This is a genomic window from Demequina lignilytica (assembly GCF_030418305.1).
Classification (GTDB): Bacteria; Actinomycetota; Actinomycetes; order Actinomycetales; family Demequinaceae; genus Demequina; species Demequina lignilytica.
Genome location: NZ_JAUHPX010000001.1, coordinates 312,788 through 332,053 on the forward strand (window position 1 = coordinate 312,788; position 19,266 = coordinate 332,053).

Annotated in this window: 18 protein-coding genes; 10 read left to right on the forward strand and 8 right to left on the reverse strand. The window is 72.3% G+C overall.

The window, feature by feature from the left end; all coding sequences use genetic code 11:
• Positions 1–4: 4 nt before the first annotated feature.
• Together ctaD and ctaC are read right to left on the reverse strand one after the other, a co-directional pair.
• On the reverse strand, positions 5–1,720 hold the full coding sequence (gene ctaD / locus QQX10_RS01455; RefSeq protein WP_301144408.1) for an aa3-type cytochrome oxidase subunit I: 1,716 nt from the start codon (positions 1,718–1,720) through the stop codon (positions 5–7).
• Positions 1,720–2,595 (reverse strand): aa3-type cytochrome oxidase subunit II, encoded by an 876-nt coding sequence (gene ctaC, locus QQX10_RS01460; protein WP_301144409.1) that lies wholly within the window; start codon positions 2,593–2,595, stop codon positions 1,720–1,722. The genes ctaD and ctaC overlap by 1 nt, the downstream gene beginning before the upstream one ends.
• A gap of 47 nt (positions 2,596–2,642) precedes the next feature.
• Between ctaC and QQX10_RS01465 the strand changes: the two genes are divergently transcribed.
• Positions 2,643–3,761, forward strand: coding sequence for a cysteine desulfurase family protein (locus QQX10_RS01465; protein ID WP_301144512.1), 1,119 nt, complete (start codon positions 2,643–2,645; stop codon positions 3,759–3,761).
• Positions 3,754–4,029, forward strand: coding sequence for a sulfurtransferase TusA family protein (locus QQX10_RS01470; RefSeq protein ID WP_301144410.1), 276 nt, complete (start codon positions 3,754–3,756; stop codon positions 4,027–4,029). Before QQX10_RS01465 ends, QQX10_RS01470 begins: the two co-directional genes overlap by 8 nt.
• A gap of 42 nt (positions 4,030–4,071) precedes the next feature.
• On the opposite strand, the gene erpA is transcribed toward QQX10_RS01470, so the two are convergent.
• Entirely contained in the window at positions 4,072–4,425 is a 354-nt protein-coding gene (gene erpA, locus QQX10_RS01475; RefSeq protein ID WP_301144411.1) for an iron-sulfur cluster insertion protein ErpA, read from the reverse strand.
• Positions 4,426–4,536: 111 nt separating this feature from the next.
• A complete protein-coding gene (locus tag QQX10_RS01480) occupies positions 4,537–5,517 on the reverse strand; it encodes a glycerate kinase (RefSeq protein ID WP_301144412.1) in 981 nt (326 codons plus the stop codon).
• Positions 5,518–5,557: 40 nt separating this feature from the next.
• On the opposite strand from QQX10_RS01480, the gene nadA reads away from it, so the two are divergent.
• The 3 genes from nadA to QQX10_RS01495 all read left to right on the forward strand — a co-directional run bounded on the left by nadA (position 5,558) and on the right by QQX10_RS01495 (position 8,494).
• Positions 5,558–6,760 carry a quinolinate synthase NadA gene (gene nadA / locus QQX10_RS01485; RefSeq protein ID WP_301144413.1) on the forward strand — a complete coding sequence of 401 codons (1,203 nt, stop codon included), beginning with the start codon at positions 5,558–5,560 and terminating at the stop codon, positions 6,758–6,760.
• A 38-nt stretch (positions 6,761–6,798) separates the two neighbouring features.
• On the forward strand, positions 6,799–7,380 hold the full coding sequence (locus QQX10_RS01490; protein WP_301144414.1) for a DUF3043 domain-containing protein: 582 nt from the start codon (positions 6,799–6,801) through the stop codon (positions 7,378–7,380).
• Between the two features lie 106 nt (positions 7,381–7,486).
• Entirely contained in the window at positions 7,487–8,494 is a 1,008-nt protein-coding gene (locus QQX10_RS01495; protein ID WP_301144415.1) for an aldo/keto reductase family protein, read from the forward strand.
• 362 nt (positions 8,495–8,856) lie between these two features.
• Here QQX10_RS01495 and QQX10_RS01500 read toward each other — a convergent pair whose 3' ends face one another.
• Entirely contained in the window at positions 8,857–9,750 is an 894-nt protein-coding gene (locus QQX10_RS01500) for a LysR family transcriptional regulator (RefSeq protein WP_301144417.1), read from the reverse strand.
• Between the two features lie 87 nt (positions 9,751–9,837).
• Here QQX10_RS01500 and QQX10_RS01505 point away from each other — a divergent pair, with 87 nt between their 5' ends.
• A complete protein-coding gene (locus QQX10_RS01505) occupies positions 9,838–10,950 on the forward strand; it encodes a TDT family transporter (protein ID WP_301144418.1) in 1,113 nt (370 codons plus the stop codon).
• Here the strand turns inward: QQX10_RS01505 and QQX10_RS01510 are convergent.
• On the reverse strand, positions 10,881–11,897 hold the full coding sequence (locus tag QQX10_RS01510) for a quinone-dependent dihydroorotate dehydrogenase (RefSeq protein ID WP_301144419.1): 1,017 nt from the start codon (positions 11,895–11,897) through the stop codon (positions 10,881–10,883). The genes QQX10_RS01505 and QQX10_RS01510 overlap by 70 nt on opposite strands.
• Positions 11,898–11,929: 32 nt before the next feature.
• On the opposite strand from QQX10_RS01510, the gene QQX10_RS01515 reads away from it, so the two are divergent.
• Positions 11,930–13,372: a leucyl aminopeptidase gene (locus QQX10_RS01515; RefSeq protein ID WP_301144420.1), complete on the forward strand. Its 1,443-nt coding sequence runs from the start codon at positions 11,930–11,932 to the stop codon at positions 13,370–13,372.
• 84 nt (positions 13,373–13,456) lie between these two features.
• Here the strand turns inward: QQX10_RS01515 and QQX10_RS01520 are convergent, their stop codons facing one another.
• Positions 13,457–13,789, reverse strand: coding sequence for an oxidoreductase (locus QQX10_RS01520; protein WP_301144421.1), 333 nt, complete (start codon positions 13,787–13,789; stop codon positions 13,457–13,459).
• A gap of 126 nt (positions 13,790–13,915) precedes the next feature.
• On the opposite strand from QQX10_RS01520, the gene lpdA reads away from it, so the two are divergent.
• From lpdA to QQX10_RS01535, 3 genes are read left to right on the forward strand one after another with little or no spacing between them, the layout of a single operon-like run.
• Complete coding sequence (gene lpdA / locus QQX10_RS01525) at positions 13,916–15,301, forward strand: dihydrolipoyl dehydrogenase (RefSeq protein ID WP_436968540.1); 1,386 nt, start codon at positions 13,916–13,918, stop codon at positions 15,299–15,301.
• A gap of 25 nt (positions 15,302–15,326) precedes the next feature.
• Entirely contained in the window at positions 15,327–17,102 is a 1,776-nt protein-coding gene (sucB, locus tag QQX10_RS01530) for a 2-oxoglutarate dehydrogenase, E2 component, dihydrolipoamide succinyltransferase (protein WP_301144422.1), read from the forward strand.
• Positions 17,103–17,119: 17 nt separating this feature from the next.
• A complete protein-coding gene (locus QQX10_RS01535) occupies positions 17,120–18,007 on the forward strand; it encodes a TIGR01777 family oxidoreductase (protein ID WP_301144423.1) in 888 nt (295 codons plus the stop codon).
• On the opposite strand, the gene QQX10_RS01540 is transcribed toward QQX10_RS01535, so the two are convergent.
• Entirely contained in the window at positions 17,991–19,220 is a 1,230-nt protein-coding gene (locus tag QQX10_RS01540) for a serine/threonine-protein kinase (RefSeq protein WP_301144424.1), read from the reverse strand. The two genes, QQX10_RS01535 and QQX10_RS01540, sit on opposite strands and share 17 nt — an antisense overlap.
• Positions 19,221–19,266 lie beyond the last annotated feature (46 nt).

A 19,266-nucleotide genomic window follows, 5' to 3' on the forward strand; every position in this document is an offset into this window, starting at 1 on the left:
CCTCCTAGCCGACCGGGGCGTGGTCGGTGTTGTCGCGCTCGGCCTGATAGTGGTCGATCGCCGCCGCACCCGGGTGATGCAGGTCGAACGCCGGACGCTCCGAGCGGATGCGCGGGATGGACGTGAAGTTGTGGCGCGGCGGCGGGCAGGACGTCGCCCACTCGAGCGAGTTGCCGAAGCCCCACGGGTCGTCCACCGTCACCTTGGGCGCCCGCTTCGAGGTGATGTACACGTTCCACAGGAACGGCAGCGTCGAGAGCGCAAGCACCACGGCGCCGATGGTCGACAGCTGGTTCATCCAGGTGAAGCCGTCCTCGGGCAGGTAGTCGACGTAGCGTCGCGGCATGCCCATCGCGCCCAGCCAGTGCTGGACCAGGAAGGTGGTGTGGAAGCCGAAGAACAGCAGCCAGAAGTGCACCTTGCCCAGGCGCTCGTTGAGCATCTTGCCCGTGAACTTGGGCCACCAGAAGTAGAAGCCCGCGAACATCGCGAACACGACCGTGCCGAACACCACGTAGTGGAAGTGCGCGACCACGAAGTAGGAGTCGGACAGCGGGAAGTCGAGCACCGGCGAGCTCAGGATGATGCCGGTGAGGCCGCCGAAGAGGAAGGTGACCAGGAAGCCGATCGACCACAGCATCGGTGTGTCGAAGGTGAGCTTCCCTCGCCACATGGTGCCGATCCAGTTGAAGAACTTCACTCCGGTCGGCACCGCGATGAGCATGGTCATGAAGCCGAAGAACGGCAGCAGGACCGCGCCGGTGACGTACATGTGGTGCGCCCACACCGTGACCGACAGCGCCGCGATCGCGATGGTGGCGTACACCAGGCCGTGGTAGCCGAACAGCGGCTTGCGGCTGAACACCGGGAAGATCTCCGAGACGATGCCGAAGAACGGCAGCGCGATGATGTACACCTCGGGGTGGCCGAAGAACCAGAAGAGGTGCTGCCAGAGGATGGCGCCGCCGTTGTCAGGGTTGAACACCTGGGAGTGGAGCACGCGGTCCGAGCCGAGCGCGAAGAGCGCCGAGGCCAGCGGCGGGAACGCCAGCAGCACCAGCATCGACGTCACCAGGATGTTCCAGGTGAAGATCGGCATCCGGAACATGGTCATGCCCGGCGCGCGCATCGTCACGATCGTGGTGATGAAGTTCACCGCACCGAGGATGGTGCCGAAGCCACCGAGCGCGAGTCCGAAGACCCACAGGTCGCCGCCGACGCCCGGCGAGTAGACCGAGTTCGACAGCGGCGCGTACGCGAACCAGCCGAAGGATGCGGCGCCCTGCGGGGTGAAGAACCCCGCCATGGCGATCACGCCGCCGAACGCGTACAGCCAGTACGCGAGCATGTTGAGGCGCGGGAACGCCACATCGGGCGCGCCGATCTGGAGCGGCATGATGAAGTTCGCGAAGCCCGCGAACAGCGGGGTGGCGAACAGCAGCAGCATGATCGTGCCGTGCATGGTGAACAGCTGGTTGTACTGCTCGGCGGACTGGACCACCTGCATGCCCGGCTCGAACAGCTCCGCGCGGATCAGCAGCGCGAGCAGGCCGCCGACCACGAAGAAGAAGAACGACGTGATCAGGTACATGTACCCGATGGTCTTGTGGTCCGTGGTGGTCAACCACTTGATGACGATCGAGCCGCGCTTGGTGGGCGCGACCGGGACGGACACCTGGCGGGCGGCGTCGCCGCCGGCCTCGTACGAAACCGTGGCCATCAGGAATCAGCCTCCTCGTGCTCCTCGGTGAGCTGGACGACCTGATCGCGCGAGTACTCCTCGACGCCGATCTGCCCGGTGTAGCCCTCGTTGCGCAGCTCCTCCATGTGAGCGTCGTACTCGTCGCGGGAGACGACAGCCACGTTGAACAGCATCGACGCGTGGTACTCGCCGCACAGCTCGGCGCACTTGCCCTGGTACATCCCCTCCTGGGTGGGGATGATCTGGAACGTGTTGGTCCGGCCCGGGATGACGTCCTCCTTGTAGAGGAACGCGGGCACCCAGAACGAGTGGATGACGTCGCGCGAGTCGAGCGTGAACTCGACGCGCTCGCCCACGGGGAGGTACAGCGTCGGGAGCGTCTCCTCGACGCCCTCCTCGCCCGTCAGGCTCGCCTGGACACCGGGGTCGTACACGTCGTCGTCGACGTAGTTGAAGTCCCAGCTCCACTGCTTGCCGACCACGTTGATGTGGATGTCCGGGGTCTCGGACGTGTCCTTGATCGCGGAGATGTCCTCGACCGTGTACTTGAACAGCACGCCGATCATCAGCAGCGGGACGATGGTGTACATCAGCTCGAGCGGAACGTTCGCCCTGGTCTGCAGCGGGAGCTTGGTGTCTCCCTTGCGCTTGCGGTACACGATGACCGCCCAGAGGATCAGGCCCCAGGTGATGACGCCGACGGTGAGCGCGGCGATCCAGGAGCCGTTCCAGAGCGTGATGATCCGCCCGGTCTGGTTGGTGATCTCAGGGGTGCTGGGAAGGGCGCCGTTCTCAATCCCGGTGGAGCAGCCGGCGACCAGGGACGTCAGTCCCAGGGCGAGGGCTCCTGCCAGGGCTTTTCCGAGCGCGCGGGGACGCGAAATCGAGGACACACGGGCAGTGTAGCGCGCGATACGGTGAGGGCATGCAGGCCGCCCGCATGTTCCTCGACGCCAGTGGTTCCTCCCCTATGACGAATCGGGCGCTGGAAGCGTTCCAGGCGGGCCTCGCCGACGGCTGGGCGGACCCGACGCGGCTCCACTCGGAGTCGCGGCGCGCGCGCCAGCTTCTCGACGGTTCCCGCGAGGCGATCGCGGACGCCCTCGATGCGCGTCCCGAGCAGGTGCACCTCACCGCCTCCCCGCACCTGGGGCTCGAGCGCGTCATCGCCGGGGTGTTCGCGGCCCGGCGAGGCCGCGGCCGGATCGTCGCCTCCGCCGTGGAGCGCGACGCCACGCTCCACGCCGCCGACTACGTCAGCGGCGGGCGCCTCGCGACCGTTCCGGTCGATCGCGACGGGCACGTCGACATCGAGGCGCTCGGCGCCGAGCTGGCCGACCCGGACGTCGCGCTCGCCGCGGTCCAGCACGGCAATCACGAGATCGGGACGCTGCAGCGGCTCGACCGTGTGCACGCCGCGACGTCCGCGGCAGCCGTGCCTCTCATCGTGGACGCCACCGCGAGCATCGGCCACGTCCCCGCCCCCGAGCGATGGGACGCGTTGGTCGCGAACCCGGCGGACTGGGGCGGCCCCCAGGGCATCGGCGTGGTCGCGCTACGCCCCTCGACCCGGTGGCTGCCCGTGTGGCCCGAGGGCGACGACTGGGCGCCCGGCGGCGTCAGCGTCCCGGCCGCCCTGGCGGCGGCCGTGGCGCTGCAGGAGCGGCTCGAGCAGCTGGACGCCGTGGGCGCGCGGCTCGGGGCGCTGATCGACCACGTCCGCGCGCGGGCGACCGACTGGCCCGGCGTCGACGTCGTCGGCGATCCCGCGGAGCGGCTCCCGCACGTGGTGACGTTCTCCTGTCTGTACGTCGACGGGGAGGCGCTCCTGACGCGCCTCGACCGCGAGGGCATCGCGGTCGGCTCCGGCTCCGCCTGCACGACCAGCACGCTCGAGCCGTCGCGCGTGCTCGCCTCGATCGGTGCGCTCAGCCATGGGAACGTCCGGCTCGGTCTGCACCCGGGCGTCGGCGAGGCGGACATCGAGCGCTTCCTGGCGCTGATGCCGCGCATCCTCGGCGACCTGCGCGACGAGGCCGGGGCACCGGACCTTGGCTGAGGATCGCGCCTCCGGCGGGGACGATGCGTCGCCGTCCGGCGCGGCCGACGTCACCATCGACGCGACGGGGCTGCTGTGCCCTCTGCCGATCATCGAGCTGGGCCGGGCGGCGCGCGGGAGGGCGCCCGGCACCACGATCACGGTGGTCTGCACCGACGTGGCGGCGCGTCTCGACGTCCCCGCATGGGCCCGGATGACGGGCCACGAGTTCGTCGGGGAGACGAAGACGGACGGCGGGGCCGTGGCCCTCACCGTCCGTCTCCTCTAGGTGTTCTGATTCAGTTCGCGCGATCGGGTCGCCCCGCGCGGCTCAGCTGAACGAGTCTCCGCATGCGCACGAGCTCGACGCGTTCGGGTTGTCGATCGTGAAGCCCTGCTTCTCGATCGTGTCCGCGAAGTCGATCGTGGCGCCGTCCAGGTACGGGACGGACATCTTGTCCACGACCACTCCGACGCCGTCGAAGTCGCGGATCGCGTCCCCGTCGAGGGTGCGCTCGTCGAAGTACAGCTGATAGATGAGGCCGGAGCAGCCTCCCGGCTGCACCGCGAGGCGCAGGCGGAGGTCGTCACGACCCTCCTGCTCCAGCAGGCTCTTCACCTTGGCCGCTGCGGCATCGGTGATCACGACGCCGTGGGACTTGGTCTCGGTCGCAGTCTCGGTCACTGGCGCCTCCTCTCTCTCGGTTACGGGACCAGCGTACGCCGCGGCGCGGACATTCCCCACCCCCGGCGCGCGATTCGTTGATGGATCATCCACCGGCGAACAGGAACCGGCTCAGCGCCGCGGGGTCCATGTCTGGGCGACCCGGCGGATCTGGTCGGCCAGCCCCGCCTCCCCCGGCAGCCCCTCGTGCGCTCCCGCGATCCCCGCCGCCATCAGGTCGCGCCGGCCCAGCGCCAGGTGCGCGGTGACGGCGACGGCCGGCACCCCCGTGGCGCCGGCGACCCGGGCCGCGGAGGCCGCCACGCCGTGGTCGAGCCCGCGGGCGTCGAGGCGTCCCGTCACGCACGCGACCACGTCCGCGTCGGCGGCGGCACGGTCGAGACCGGCGAGCTCCGCGACGGCGGGCGCCGCCGGCACGATCCGCGCGCCGAGCGCCGCGAGCGCGTAGGCCAGTCCGCCCGCGGCGCCGCTGCCCGGCTGATCGGACAGGCGACCCGGCCCCAGCAGGGTGCGCCGGGCGGCGACCGGGTCGGCCTCGCGGGCGATCGCGGACCAGCGCTCCTCCTGTGCCTGCGCCGCGAGGGCGAGCGCGGCATCGTGCTCCCGTCCGTCGCGCACCGAGGCGCTCATGCCCGTGAAGCCGAGCAGCGGCCGGTCGGAGCCCGCGAGCGCCATGATGGCGAGCCCGCTCAGGCCCGCGCGCGCCGCCTCGAGCCCACCGCCCCACAGGTCTGTCGCATCCCCCGCCGGGGGCTCGTCGCCCACCGGCACCACGACGGTGCCGCTCTCCCCCGCCGCTGCCAGCCCGAGCAGCGCCGCCGCCAGCGCGGCGGGCTCCCAACGCGCCCCCGTCACGGGCGCGAGCACGAGCGCGTCCCCCCGTCGACGGGCCGTCGCCCCGCCGACGGTCAGCGCCTCTCCGTCGAGGGCATCGGCCGTGCGAGGCCCGCCGTCAGGCACGGGCACGGCGGCCACGTCGACGTGCGGCGCCGCCGCTCCCCAGGCCTCCGCCGCCGCCGAGGCGACCGCCGCGGGCGGGAGATCGGGAGCGTCGGGGCGGGGCCAGCTCTGGGCGGCGATCACGGCACGCATGGCCACCAGTGTGCCGTGTCCGTCATGCGACAATGTGCGAATGACCCAGACCTTCCATGAGCCCTCGCCGTCCGCGTTGATGCTCCTGGGCGAGCGTCGCGATCCGCTGTCGGAGCGCGGCGTCGACTGCCCGGGCGACCTGCCGGCGGCCTCGGACCCCGACCTGGTCGAGCGCGCGCGTGCCGCCAAGGAGGCGCTGGGCGACCGCGTCTTCATCCTCGGCCACCACTACCAGCGCGACGAGGTCATCCAGTTCGCCGACGTCACCGGCGACTCCTTCAAGCTGGCGCGCGACGCGGCCGCCCGCCCGGAGGCCGAGTTCATCGTGTTCTGCGGCGTCCACTTCATGGCGGAGTCCGCGGACATCCTCACCGGCGACGACCAGGCCGTGGTCCTGCCCGACATGGCCGCCGGCTGCTCGATGGCCGACATGGCGAACATCAACCAGGTGGACGATGCGTGGGCCCAGCTGGAGGAGGCCGGCGTCGCCTCCCGCACGGTCCCCGTCACCTACATGAACTCGACCGCGGCCATCAAGGCGTTCTGCGGCGCCCACGGCGGCGTGGTCTGCACCTCGTCGAACGCCGAGGTCGCGCTGCGCTGGGCCTTCGACCAGGTGGGCGGCGTCGACGGCGACGGCAAGGTCCTGTTCCTGCCCGACCAGCACCTGGGCCGCAACACCGCGGTGCTGCAGCTCGGCATGGAGCTGGACGACTGCATCGTCTGGGACCCCCGCAAGCCGCTCGGCGGCAACACCCCCGAGGCCGTCGAGGCGGCCCGCATGATCCTGTGGAAGGGCCACTGCTCGGTGCACGGCCGCTTCCGCCGCGCCCACGTCGACCGCTTCCGCGCGGAGGTGCCGGGCATCAACGTGCTCGTCCACCCCGAGTGCGCTCACGAGGTGGTCACAGCCGCCGACTTCGTGGGCTCGACCGAGTACATCATCAAGACGCTCGACGCGGCCGAGCCCGGCTCGAGCTGGGTCATCGGCACCGAGCTGAACCTGGTCCGGCGCCTCGCGAACGCGCACCCCGACAAGGAGATCCACTTCCTCGAGGACACGGTGTGCTTCTGCTCCACCATGAACCGCATCGACCTGCCCCACCTCGTGTGGGCGCTCGAGTCGCTGGCCGCGGGAGAGGTCCCCAACCGCATCGTCGTCGATGCGGAGACCCAGCGCCTCGCCAAGGTGGCGCTCGACCAGATGCTCGCGCTCCCCGCCCTCAACCCCGCCAAGGACTGACCCGAAGGACTGCCAGGGGCGGCCGCCCCGACATGATCATGAGCGACCAGAACACCAACGAGACCCCCGCGACCGAGATCCCCGGCATCGAGGTGCCGGGCGACAGGAAGGGGCGCCCCACCCCCAAGCGCAAGGACCAGGAGGCCGCGCGCCGCCGCCCGATCGTCCCCGACGGCAAGCAGGCGAAGAAGGAGCAGCGCGAGAAGATGCGCGCGCAGCGCGAGAAGGAGTACCAGGCGATGCGCGAGGGCGACGAGCGGCATATGCCGCTCGAGCACCGCGGCCCCGAGCGCCGGTTCCTTCGCGACTACGTCGACGCGCGCACCACCCTCGGCGAGTTCCTGCTGCCCGTCTCGATCGTCTTCGTGGTCGCGTCCCTGCTGGTCCCGTCGCAGACCTGGGCGGGCCTGGGCCTGATCGTCTTCTTCTACCTGCTGGTGATCATCGTCGCCGTCGACACGTTCCTGATGACGCGCCGGCTCAAGAAGCGCTTCGTGGAGAAGTTCGGCTGGAAGAAGCTGCCGCGCGGCTGGACCTTCTACGTGATCGCCCGCCAGCTCAACATCCGCCGCTTCCGTGCGCCGAAGCCCGCCGTTAACCGGGGCGAGTTCCCGAGCTGACGCGACCCGCGCATCGTCCGAAGGCGCCCCGGCCCCGTGCCGCGGGCGCCTTCGCCGTTCCCGGCCGGGTTCGGCTCCGGTCGCGTCCCTCGCCTAGGGTCGGACCATGGTCAACTACAGATACCTGGGCCGTTCCGGCCTCAAGATCACCGAGCTCACCTACGGCAACTGGATCACCCACGCCTCGCAGGTCGAGAACGACCAGGCGAAGGCGTGCGTGCGCGCGGCGCTCGACGTGGGCATCAGCTCGTTCGACACCGCCGACGTCTACGCCAACACCGCGGCGGAGACCGTGCTGGGCGAGGCGCTGAAGGGCGAGCGCCGCGAGAGCCTCGAGATCTTCACCAAGGTGTTCTGGCCCACCGGGCCGGGCGGGGCGAACGACATGGGGCTGTCGCGCAAGCACATCATGGAGTCGATCGACGGGTCGCTGCGCCGCCTGCAGACCGACTACGTGGACCTGTATCAGGCGCACCGCTACGACCACGACACGCCGCTCGAGGAGACGATGAGCGCGTTCGCAGACATCGTGCACGCGGGCAAGGCGCACTACATCGGCGTGAGCGAGTGGACCGCGGATCAGATCCGCGCGGGCGCGGCGCTCGCCAAGGAGCTGCGCATCCCGTTCGTGAGCTCGCAGCCGCAGTACTCGATGCTGTGGCGCGTGATCGAGGACGAGGTGGTGCCCGCCTCGAAGGAGGTCGGCGTCGGGCAGATCGTGTGGTCCCCCGTCGCGCAGGGCATCCTCACCGGCAAGTACGCCCCGGGGCAGCCGCCGCCCGCGGGCTCCCGCGCCACCGACGAGAAGTCCGGCGCGCGCTTCATCGAGCGCTTCATGCGCGACGACATCCTCACGCGCGTACAGAACCTGCGGCCCGTCGCGGACGAGCTCGGCCTCACGCTCGCGCAGCTCGCGATCGCCTGGGTGCTGCAGAACGACAACGTCTCGGCGGCGATCATCGGCGCGTCGCGGCCCGAGCAGATCGTGGACAACGCGAAGGCGTCCGGCGTGGAGATCCCCGCGGAGCTCATGACGCGGATCGACGACGTGCTCGGCGACGTGGTCGAGCGCGACCCCGGCCGCACCGCGGAGGCCGGTCCGGCCTCGCGCTGAGCGCGGACATGCGAGGACCCCGGAGCCTGATGGCTCCGGGGTCCTCGTTGCATCAAAGGAGAAAACAATGCATGCACGGCTGGCAGGTCCGTACATGCATGACAACGTGCTGGTCCCGCTCAGTGTTCCCGGGGGCTGGTTCCTGGTCGTCGGCATCGCCCCGGTGCCGCCCGCCTCCCGCTCCCACCGCCCGCCGCCCGTCCCACCGCCCGCTCCCATCCCGCGAGATGGACGCTGGGTGCCCGAAACCGCGCCGTTCCGCGCACCGATCCGCCATTTCGGGGCCGGTGGCGGGGCTGGCCGGTGGCGGGGCTGGCCGGTGGCGGGGCTGGCCGGTGTCCGGTCGATGCTCCCGCTCGCGGTCAGCCCGCAGCGGCGATCTCCAGGATCCGGGCGGCGGCCGGGGCCAGTCGCCTGCGGGGATCCCACACCGCGGCGAGGGGGCGCACCAGCGCCGGCCCGTCGACGCGGACCCGGACCAGGCGTCCGGCGGCGACGTCGTCGCGCACCGCGCGCTCGCTCAGCGCCGCCACGCCCCCACCGGCGAGCACCGTGGCGCGGATCGCCGCGGTGGTCGACAGCTCGGCCGCGGGAGCGGCGACGGAACCCGGACCCAGCATCGCGGCGAGCGCGCTCTCGAGGGTGAGCCGCGTGCCGGAGCCGGGCTCGCGGTTCAGGAGCGGCGTGCGCGCCACCTCCGCGGCGGAGACGGAGGTCCGGCGCGCCCACGGATGCCCGGGCGCGACCACCACGACCACCTCGTCACGCGCGACCACGAGCGCGGCGAGCCCGTCGGGCGGATCGGGGGTCTCGACGAAGCCGAGGTCGTCCAGCCCTGCGCGGACTCGTTCCTCGACGACCGCGCTGTTGATGGCGGTCAGCTCCACCTGCGCCGCGTCGGGATCGCGGCCGTAGGCCACGAGCCATCCGGGAAGCAGGTGCTCGGCCACCGTCAGGGACGCCGCGATCCGCACGTGTGCGGTGGCATCGGCCCGCAGCGCGGCGACCGACGACTCGAGGCCGTCCGCCTGCGCGAGGACGGCCGCCGCCCATCCCGCGATCAGCGCACCGTGGTCGGTGAGCCCGGTGCCTCGCGCGGAGCGGGCGAAGAGCGGGAGCCCCCACCGGCGCTCGAGCGCCCGCATGCGCTGCGACACCGCCTGCTGGCTGACGCCGAGCTCCTGCGCCGCGCCGGTGAGGCTGCCGTGCTGCTCCACGGCGACCAGCATCCGCAGCTCCTCGAGCGAGGTCCGCATGCCCACTCCTCTTTCTACAAGCGTAGGTTGTGGATCACCGGCATTCTGCCACTACCGGACCTCATGACGGCTTGGAACGCTGGACGCATGACACGCCGCACCGTCCGCCCCGTCCCGCCGAACTGGTTCGCGGTGGTGATGGGCACCTCGATCGTCGCGACCTCCGCCCACTCGCTTCCCTGGCAGCTGCCCGGGCTGGGCGCTCTCGCCTGGACCGCCTGGGCTGCGGCGGGGCTCGCGCTCGCAGTTGCGGTCATCGCGACCGTGCGCCACGTGCTCTCCGACCGCGGCGCCGTGCGCGCGTATCTTCTCGACGGCGCGGTCGCCCCGTTCTACGGCGCGCTCTCGATGGGTCTGCTCGCGTACGGCGCCGCCACCCTGCTGGTCGCCGGTCCCGCGCTCGGGGCGTCGGCGATCGCGATCGACTCCGTGCTGTGGACGGTTGGCACCATGGTCGGGCTCGCCACCGCTGTCGGGGTGCCCGTGCTGCACTTCACCCGGCATGAGACGGCGGCGGACTCGGCGTCAGGCGCATGGCTGATGCCGGTGGTGCCCCCGATGGTCTCGGCCGCGACCGGCGCGCTGCTGCTCCCATCCCTCCACGGCGCGGCCGCTCAGACCCTCGCGCTCGCGTGCTACGCGATGGTGGGCGCTGCAGGCCTCGCCTCGCTCGCCCTCCTGCCGCAGATCTGGTCGCGCCTGGCACACCACAAGCTCGGCGCCGCGGCCGCTGTGCCCACCCTCTGGATCGTGCTCGGCCCGCTCGGTCAGTCCGTCACCGCGATCGGGCTGCTGGCCGACCACGCGGGCCCGGCGCTCGGAGTCGAACCGGAGGTGCTGAGGGTCGGCGCCGTGCTCGTCAGCGTGCCCGTGCTCGGGTTCGCTCTGCTCTGGCTCGCCATCGCCGGGGTGCTGACGGCGCGCACGGCACGCACCGGGCTGCCGTTCTCGTTGGCATGGTGGGCGTTCACGTTCCCCGTGGGCACCTGCGTCACCGGGGCCTCGTCGCTCGCCGCACACACGGATTCGTCGGCGCTGGCCGCGATAGCCGTCGGCCTCTTCGCCCTCCTGCTGGGCGGATGGCTCGTCGCCGCTCGCGGGACCGTCCGGGACCTGGTGGCGCGGCGGGCTCAGCCCGCGGTGAGCGCGCGGTTGAGCCGCGCGACCCAGCCGGGACCGCGGTACACGAACGCCGTGTAGACCTGCACGAGCGTCGCGCCTGCGGCGAGCATGCGCCGCGCATCCTCCTCCGAGCTGATCCCGCCCACGCCGATCAGGCACATCTCGTCGCCCACCCGGGCGCGCAGCCGCCCGATGATCTCGACGGCGCGCGGCAGCAGCGGCGGGCCGGACAGGCCGCCGGGGCCGCGGTCGTGGGCGATGGTGGTGTTGGCCGCAACGATCCCGTCGAGCCCGAGCTCGAGCGCCAGGTCCGCGACCGCATCGACGTCCTCGTCCGCGAGATCCGGCGCGATCTTCACCAGCAGCGGGACGTGACGGTCCGTGACGGCGTCGTCCGCGGCCGCGCGGGTCGCCGCCAGGATGGGTCGCAGCGTCTCGACCGACTGGAGGTCGCGCAGCCCGGGCGTGTTCGGCGAGCTGACGTTCACCACCAGGTAGTCGGCGTGGCGGGCGAGCAGCGCGGCGGACGTGGCGTAGTCCTCGGGCGCCTGCTCCGCGGGCGTGACCTTGTTCTTGCCGAGGTTCACCCCGAGGACGATGCGCCGCCCGCGCCGGGTGGCACGGAGCCTCGCGAGACGCTCCGCCATCTCCTCGGCTCCCCCGTTGTTGAAGCCCATCCGGTTCCGCAGGCCCTGGATGTCCTTCTCCCGCCACGACCGCGGACGCTCGTTCCCTGGCTGCCCCAGCGGGGTCACCGTGCCGACCTCGACGAATCCGAAGCCGGCCGCCGCGAGCCCCTCGACCGCCTCGGCGTCCTTATCCATGCCCGCGGCCAGCCCGACGGGCGCCGGGAACGTCAGCCCGAGCGCCTGGACCGCGCCGGTGGGAACGGGACGGGGCACGAGGCCCAGCGCACGGCCCATCCGGAACGCCGGAGCGCCCATCCTGAAGGCCGCGATCCCGAACCGATGGGCGCGCTCGGCGTCGATGTGGCTGAGAAGGTGCCGGTAGAAGGATTGGTACACGAGTCCCAAAGTACCCGGGCTAGGCTCGTCGCATGACGTCACTCACCACCGCTCAGGAATCCGTCGCGTCGATCGACGCCGATGCGCTCATCGTGGGATGGGCCGCCGACGGCTCGGTCGCCGCCCACCCGCTGCTCTCGGACGAGGCTCGCGAGGCGATCGCCGCGGGCGCCGCCGCGCTCGACGCCTCGTCGAAGGCGGGCAAGGTCACGGTGCTGCCGGGCGTCGGCGTGGCCGCGCGCCGCGTCGTCGTGGTCGGCGTCGGCGACGCCACGACCGAGGACCTGCGCACCGCCGCGGGCGAGGCCTCGCGCGCGGTCGGCAAGAAGCCGGCGGCCGTGGTGGTCGCGCTGCCCGTGGAGTCGGACGAGGCGGCGGTCGCCGTCGCCCAGGGCGCGCTGCTCGGCGCCTACGCCTTCACCGACTACAAGTCGGACGAGGACGCCGCCACCGACACCGCGTGGACCGTGGCGGGTGCCTCGGACGCCGCGATCGCCCGCGCCCAGATCCTGATCGCGGCCGCCGCCGGCATCCGCGACCTGGTCAACACGCCCCCGCTGGACCTCTTCCCCGGCTCCTTCGCCGAGATCGCCCAGCAGCTGGGCGCCGCCGCAGGCGTCGAGGTCAAGGTGTGGGAGGCGCAGGATCTCGCGAACGAGGGCTTCGGCGGGATCCTGGGCGTCGGCATGGGATCGTCGCGCCTGCCCCGCCTGGTGCGCGTGGGCTACGCGCCCGAGGGTGCGACCCAGACCGTCGCGCTCGTCGGCAAGGGCATCACCTTCGACACCGGCGGCATCTCGCTGAAGCCGTCGAAGTCCATGGAGACCATGAAGTCGGACATGACGGGCGCCGCCACGGTGCTGCACGCCGTCATCGCCGCCGCCCGCGCCGAGCTGCCCGTCGCCGTGACCGCGTGGCTGTGCCTCGCCGAGAACATGCCCTCGGCCACCGCGCAGCGCCCGTCCGACGTGATCCGCATCTACGGCGGGAAGACCGTCGAGGTGCTCAACACCGACGCCGAGGGACGCCTGGTGATGGCCGACGGCCTGGTCAAGGCGTGCGAGGAGGACCCCGACGTGGTGCTCGACGTCGCGACGCTGACCGGCGCGCAGGGTGCCGCGCTCGGCACCCGCACCTCGGGCGTCATGGGCACCGAGGCGATCCGCGACGAGGTGGTGGCCGCCGCAGGCGAGGCGGACGAGCTCATGTGGCCGATGCCGCTCCCCGAGCACCTCCGGGCCGGGATCGACTCGAAGGTCGCGGACCTGCAGAACATGGGCGACCCGCAGGGCGGCGGCATGCTCACCGCCGGGATCTTCCTGCGCGAGTTCGTGGGCGACACCCCGTGGGGCCACCTCGACATCGCCCGTCCCGCCTACAACGAGGGCAAGCCGTGGGCCGAGAACGTCGCCGGCGCGACCGGCCACTCCCTGCGCACGCTGTTCCGCTTCCTGGAGAACCGCGCGCAGGCGTGACCTCCCGCTGACGCGAGACGGCCCGGCACCCCCGCGGGGGTGCCGGGCCGTCGTCGTCAGGAGGCGCCGGGACGATGCGCGGGCTCAGCCCAGCGACTTGCGGTGCTTCTCGTTCCACTCGCGCATGCGCGACGGGTAGCCGGACAGGTTGACGTCGAACGCGGGGATCGCGAACTGCTTCGCGAGCTTGCGCGCCGTCGCCTCGTCGGGCACCCGTCGCCGGGTCCACTCGCCCGACCCCGCCACGATCACCATGGTCGTCTGCGTGACGCGCGTCGGAGGCTCGATGTACGCCTCGCACTCGCCATGGCCGGCGACGAACTCGCGGAAGTGCTGGATGGTCTCCGCCTTCGCGTCCTTCGCCGCGGGCGCGGCCGGAGCGGACTTCGAGCGTGACCTGCGTGAGAACAGACCCATGCGCTCCAGCGTAGCCTCACCCGCCTGGTTCCCGGACGGCGCGCCACGGCCGGGCCCTTGGTCCTCCCACGTTCCCCGTTGGTGGCAAGATGGGCCGTACAGTCATCCCTACAAGGAGATTTCATAGTGTCCGAGTCCACCCCACGCTCGTTTGATGTCCTGATCCTCGGTGGCGGTTCCGGCGGTTACGCCGCGGCGCTGCGGGCCTCCCAGCTCGGCCTCACGGTCGGCCTGGTCGAGGAGTCGAAGGTGGGGGGTACGTGCCTCCACAACGGATGCATCCCGACCAAGGCGCTGCTGCACGCCGCGGAGCTCGCCGACAACGCGCGCGAGGGCCACAAGTACGGCGTCAACTCCTCGCTCGAGGGCATCGACATGCCGCAGGTCAACGCCTACAAGCAGGGCGTGATCGACCGCCTCTACCGCGGCCTCACCGGACTGGTGAAGTCGCGCAAGGTCACCGTCATCGAGGGCCACGGCACGCTGGTCGGCACCGACACGGTCGAGGTGAACGGCGAGCGGTACACGGGCGCGAACATCGTCCTCGCCTCCGGCTCCTACGCCCGCTCGCTGCCCGGCCTCGAGATCGGCGGCCGCGTCATCACGTCGGACCAGGCGCTCCAGATGGAGTGGGTGCCCCAGACCGCGATCGTCCTCGGCGGCGGCGTCATCGGCGTCGAGTTCGCCTCCGTGTGGACGTCGTTCGGCTCGAAGGTGACGATCGTCGAGGCGCTCCCCCACCTCGCCCCCAACGAGGACGAGTCGCTGTCCAAGGGGCTCGAGCGCGCGTTCCGCAAGCGTGGCATCGACTTCAAGGTCGGGGTCCGGTTCCAGGGCGTCGAGCAGTCGGACCAGGGCGTCAAGGTCACGCTCGAGGACGGCACGGTGCTCGAGGCCGACATCCTGCTCGTCGCGGTCGGCCGCGGCCCGCGCACCGCGGACCTGGGCTACGAGGCGCAGGGGGTCCCGATGGACCGAGGCTTCGTGCTCACCAACGAGCGCCTCCACACCGGCGTCGGCAACATCTACGCGGTCGGCGACATCGTCCCCGGCCTCCAGCTCGCGCATCGCGGCTTCCAGCAGGGCATCTTCGTCGCCGAGGAGATCGCAGGCCTCGCGCCCCAGGCGATCGTCGAGTCGAACATCCCCCGCGTCACCTACTGCGAGCCGGAGCTCGGCTCGGTGGGCCTGACGGAGAAGCAGGCCGTCGAGAAGTACGGCGCCGACAAGGTGAAGTCGCTGGAGTACAACCTGGGAGGCAACGGCAAGAGCCAGATCCTGGGCACCACGGGCTTCATCAAGCTGGTCCGCGTGGTCGACGGACCGGTGGTCGGCATCCACATGCTCGGCGCACGCGTCGGCGAGCAGATCGGCGAGGCTCAGCTGATCGTCAGCTGGGACGCCCACCCCGAGGACGTGGCACCCCTGATCCACGCCCACCCCACCCAGAACGAGGCCCTGGGCGAGGCGCACCTCGCCCTCGCCGGCAAGCCGCTCCACGCGCACGACTGAATCCGAACGAGGGAGTTCCACACCCATGGCAAACGACGTCACCCTTCCCGCGCTCGGCGAGTCCGTCACCGAGGGCACCGTCACCCGCTGGCTGAAGTCCGTCGGCGACACCGTCGCCGTCGACGAGCCGCTGCTCGAGGTCTCGACCGACAAGGTCGACACCGAGATCCCGTCGCCCGTCGCGGGCGTGCTGCTCGAGATCCTGGTCCAGGAGGACGAGGACGCCGAGGTGGGCTCGGTGCTCGCGCGCATCGGCGCCGAGGGCGAGGCGCCCGCGGAGGCCGCCCCGGCCGAGCCCGCGGCTCCGGCGCCCGCACCCGCGGCGGAGGCTCCCGCCCCGGCTCCTGCCGCCGCTGCTGAGGCCGCGCCCGCACCCGAGCCCGCAGCCGAGGCAGCGCCCGCGCCGGCCGGTGGCGGGCGTGAGGTCACGCTGCCCGCCCTCGGCGAGTCCGTCACCGAGGGCACCGTCACCCGCTGGCTGAAGTCCGTCGGTGACACCGTGGAGGCCGACGAGCCGTTGCTCGAGGTCTCGACCGACAAGGTCGACACCGAGATCCCGGCGCCCTTCGGCGGCGTGCTGACGGAGATCCTGGTGGACGAGGACGAGGAGGCCGAGGTCGGAGCCGTGCTGGCACGCATCGGCGAGCCCGGCTCCGCCCCTGCGCCCGCGGCCGCGCCCGAGCCCGCTGCGGCTCCGGCTCCGGCTCCGGCTCCGGCTCCGGCTCCGGCTCCGGCTCCCGCTCCTGCTCCCGCCCCGGCCGCTCCGCCGGCTCCCGCGGCAGCGCCGGCGGCGCCCCCTGCGCCCCCTGCCCCCGCTCCTGCAGCCCCGGCGGCTCCCGCCGCGCCCGCACCGGCCGCGGCGTCGACCGGCTCCGGCTACGTCACGCCGATCGTCCGCAAGCTCGCGGCAGAGAAGGGGGTCGACCTCGGCTCGCTCGCCGGCACCGGCGTCGGCGGCCGCATCCGCAAGGAGGACGTGCTCGCCGCGGCCGAGGCGGCTGCCCCGGCCGCACCCGCGGCGGCACCCGCCGCGGAGACCGCGCCGGCCCCCGCATCGTCCGCCAACGAGGTGACGGTGTCCGAGCTGCGCGGCCAGACGGTCAAGATGACCCGCATCCGCAAGATCACGGCCGACAAGATGATGGAGTCGCTGCACGGCATGGCGCAGCTCACCTCCGTGGTCGAGGTCGACTGCACCAAGATCTTCGCGCTGCGTGCCAAGAACAAGGCCGCGTTCTCCGAGAAGCACGGGGTGAATCTCACGTTCCTGCCGTTCTTCACCCGTGCCGTCGCCATCGCGCTCACCGAGCACGCCTTCCTCAACGCCTCCGTCGTCGACGGCAGCATCGCGTACCACCCCACGGTGAACCTGTCCCTCGCGGTCGACACCGAGAAGGGCCTGATGCTCCCCACGCTGAAGGATGCCGACTCGAAGACCATCGCGGATCACGCCAAGGGGATCGTCGACCTGGCCGGCAAGGCCCGCAGCGGCGGCCTCAGCTCGGACGAGATCTCGGGCGGCACGTTCTCGGTGACCAACACCGGCTCGGGCGGCACGCTGTTCGACACCCCGATCGTCCCCGCCCCCCAGGTGGGCATCCTCGCGACCTGCGCGATCGTGAAGAAGCCCGTCGTGGTCAAGGGCCCGGACGGCGAGGACGTCATCTCGGTCCGCCCGATGTGCTATCTCCCGCTCAGCTACGACCACCGGATCGTCGACGGTGCGGACGCGGCCCGCTTCCTGCAGACCGTGAAGCGGATCATCGAGGCCGGAGAGTTCGAGTCCGAGCTCGGCCTGTAGATACGAGACACCAGAAGATGCGCGTCGTCATCGCGGGCTCCTCGGGGCTCATCGGAACGGCGCTCACGCACTCGCTTCACGAGGGCGGCCACGACGTGGTCGCCCTCGTGCGGCGTCCGGCGCGCGACGATCACGAGTCGCAGTGGGATCCCCGCGCCGGAACCCTCGACGCCGACCTGCTGCTCTCCGCCGACGCGGTGGTCAACCTCGCGGGCGCCTCGATCGGCGACAAGCGCCTCACCGACGCGTACGCGGCGGTGGTGCGCTCCTCGCGCGTGGAGTCGACCGCGACGCTCGCGTCCGCGCTCACCCGCGGCTTCGAGGGCGTGCTGATCCAGGGCTCCGCGATGGGCTACTACGGCGACCGGGGCGACGAGGTCCTGAGCGAGCGCTCCGGGCCCGGGTCGACGCTGCTTGCGAGCATCGTCCAGGACTGGGAGGCCGCGGCCCAGCCGGTCCGCGACGCGGGGATCCGCACGGTGACCGTGCGGACAGGGCTGGTGCTCGCCCCGCACGGGGGGTTCGCGGAGCGGCTGCTTCCGCTGGTGACCCGCGGTCTGCTGAGGTCGCTGGGGCCCGGCGACGCGTGGCACTCGTGGATCACGCTCGAGGACCACATCCGCGCCCTGCGCTTCCTCATCGACAGCGAGCATGCGGGCGCGGTCAACGCGATCGCGCCGGCGGCGGCCCGTGACGCGGCGTTGATCCGCGCCCTCAGCGAGGCGGCGGGCAGGCGCCCCGGATTCAGCGTCCCCGCGTTCGTGCTCGAGGCCGCCATCGGACCCGCCGTCGAGGATCTGCTGTCCTCTCAGCACGCCCAGCCCGGCGTGCTGACCAGGCTCGGCTTCGAGTGGCACCACCCCACGATCGAGGACGCCGCGCGCTGGGTCATGGCGCGGCGCTGACGTCGCTCACGCGCCACCGCTCCCCCGACCACACGAGCTCGAGCACCGCGGTCTCGACCGCCGCCTCGATCTCGCGCCTCTCACCCTCCGCGGTGACCCACGTGTGCGCACCGATACGCGTGGTCACCTCGACCGTCGCCGCCTCACCGTCGACCATCACCGTCGAGGCCTCGATCTCCGGGTCGCCGAGCCCCTCCACCGCGGCACCGTCGGCCAGCAGCGCGGCCTGATGCTCGAGCTGCGCCCACGCGGCCGACCCCGGGACCGCCAGCCCGGCCAGCGCATCGCCATCGCCCGACTCGAGCGCGGCGAAACGTGCCCGCGTCAGCTCGCGGGCGGCGTCGGTGGGCTCCACCCCGACCGGCGGCTGCGCCGCGGCCTCCACCAGGACCGTCGTGGCGCCCGCCGCGCCCTCCGGCACCGACGGCGGGAGGGCGCTCCACAGGAAGCCAGCCGTGAGCGCGAGGACCACCGTCCCCGCGACGAGCGGGACGCGTCGCCGCAGCCGCCATGCCCACGCGCGGGGATCACGCGCGGTCGCCGCAGTCGAGGCGGCGGACCGGAGCGACGGCGCGACGTCGACTGCCTCGGGCCGCCACCGGGCGGTCTCGGCGCAGCTCGTCAAACCGGCAGCGATCGACTCGGCGGGTGGGCGCGCGGCCGGATCCTCGGCCAGCAGGGGTGCCGTCCAGGCATCCGCCTGGACGGCGATCGTGGGAGCCGCCATGTGGCGGCCCAGCCTCCCGAGCGCGTAGACGTCTCCGGCAGGGCTGGGTCCGCCCGCCGCCTCGGGCGCGGCGAAGCCGGGCGTCCCGTGCTCGCGACCGAGCGCGGGTCCGATGAGGTCGATCAGCAGCGGACGCTCGGCCACGAGCACGTTGCCCGGAGAGACGTCGCCGTGAGCCAGGCCGTGGCGGTGCAGCGCGGCGAGGGCGTCGGCGAGGCCCGACATCAGCCACACCCACTGCTCGAGCGACGTGATGCCCGCGTGCGGGCCGGTTCCGCGCGCGGTGCCCAGGTCGGGCGCGGACACCCGCGGGGTGCAGACCTGCACGGTGGACCCGTCGCGCCGCACGTCGAGGGGCGGCACCAGGCCGGGGTGGTCCACCGCCGCCAACGCCGCCATCCGTGCGCGGGCGGCGCGCTCGACGGCGTCGCCCTCCCCCACGTCGCGCACGACGCGACGCAGGGAGAGCGGTCGAGGGCTGGTCACCCCCTCACGGTGCCACCGGCCCCACGAGGGGCGGGCGTTCTCCACA